This is a genomic window from Nocardiopsis sp. TNDT3, from assembly GCF_003427465.1.
GTDB classification, from domain to species: Bacteria; Actinomycetota; Actinomycetes; order Streptosporangiales; family Streptosporangiaceae; genus Nocardiopsis; species Nocardiopsis dassonvillei.
Genome location: NZ_QPFC01001272.1, coordinates 1 through 1428, shown reverse-complemented (window position 1 = coordinate 1428; position 1428 = coordinate 1). Strand labels below are relative to the sequence as shown.

Annotated in this window: 1 protein-coding gene; it reads right to left on the bottom strand. The window is 72.9% G+C overall.

Annotated features, from left to right (window positions below):
• The coding region (locus DQW06_RS26725; protein WP_157983624.1) for an ABC transporter ATP-binding protein at positions 1 to 1428 on the bottom strand (1428 nt) is incomplete at both ends.

The following is a 1428-nucleotide window of genomic DNA, read 5'->3' as shown; positions in this document are numbered from 1 at the left end:
GGGCGGGTTCGAGGGGGCCTGGTTCCTCGGGCAGCGGGTCTGTCTCGGCCTGCCCCTCGGCGGAGGCGCGCTCGTAGGCGGTGACGAGCCTGGTGTAGCCGGGCGAGGTGGTGAGCAGTTCCTCGTGGGTGCCGCGGGCCAGCACGCGTCCGCGTTCCATGTAGACGACCTCGTCGGCGAGTTCGATGGTGGCGCGGCGGTAGGCGACCACGACCACGGTGGCGGCGTCGTCGCGTTCGCGCAGGCCCGCCAGGATCTGCGCCTCGATCTGGGGGTCCACGGCCGAGGTGGCGTCGTCCATGATGAGCAGCCTCGGGCGGCGCACGATCGCGCGGGCCAGGGCCAGGCGCTGGCGCTGCCCTCCGGAGAGGGTGGTGCCCTTCTCGCCGAGCCGGGCGTCGAGTCCGCCCTCCAGTTCTCGGACGAAGCCGTCGGCGCGGGCCAGGCGCAGGGCGGCCCAGACCTGGTCGTCGTCGGCGTCGGCGCCCAGGGTGATGTTGTCGCGGACGCTGTCCTCGAACACGAAGGTGCCCTGGGGCACCAGGGCAGCGTGCCGGGGGATCTGGTCGCGGGCCAGGTCGCGCACGTCGACGCCGTCGAGGGTGACGGTGCCCGTGTCGGCGTCGACCAGGCGCATGAGGACGGTGGTGAGCGTGGACTTGCCCGACCCGGTGGGGCCGACCAGTGCGACGGTGCGTCCGGGGGCGATGTCCAGGTCCACGCCGTTGAGGACGGTGGTGCGCGGCGCGGTGTCGGCTCCGCCGTCCATGAGGTCGCGCGCGCCGCCCCGCGCGTCGTAGGAGTCGGCGTAGGAGAAGGTCACGCCGCGGGCGCTCAGGGCGATGCCGGTGGGGGTGTCCTCCAGGGTGCGGGTGCCGTACTCCATGGCGCCGCCGGAGTTGAGTACGGACTGGACGCGGTCCCAGCCCACGACGCTGCGGGGCAGGTCGCCCAGGATCCACCCGAAGGAGCGGATGGGCAGGGCCAGGAGGGTGAACAGGAAGGCGATCTGGACCAGGTCCCCGGCGTCGATGGCGCCGGTGGACAGCCGCCACATGCCCAGGAGCAGGACGGCGAGCACGCCGAAGTTGGGCAGGGCCTCCATGACCGGGTCGAACATCGAGCGCATCCGGCCGACCTGGATGAGCGCGTCGCGCAGGCGGTGGGCGGCGGAGGTGAAGCGCTCGGTCTCGGTGTCCTCGCGGCCCAGGGTCTTGACGACGAGTGCGCCGTCGAAGGACTCGTGGGCGACGCCGCTGACCTCGGCGCGCAGCGCCTGGGCGCGCGAGGCCATGGGTGAGACGCGCCGTTGGAAGACGACGTTGGCGGCGGCCAGGACCGGGAAGACGACGAAGGCGACCAGGGCCAGGACCGGGTCGGTGGTGAGCATGGCGATGGCCGCGATGACCAGCATGAACACGCTGCCGA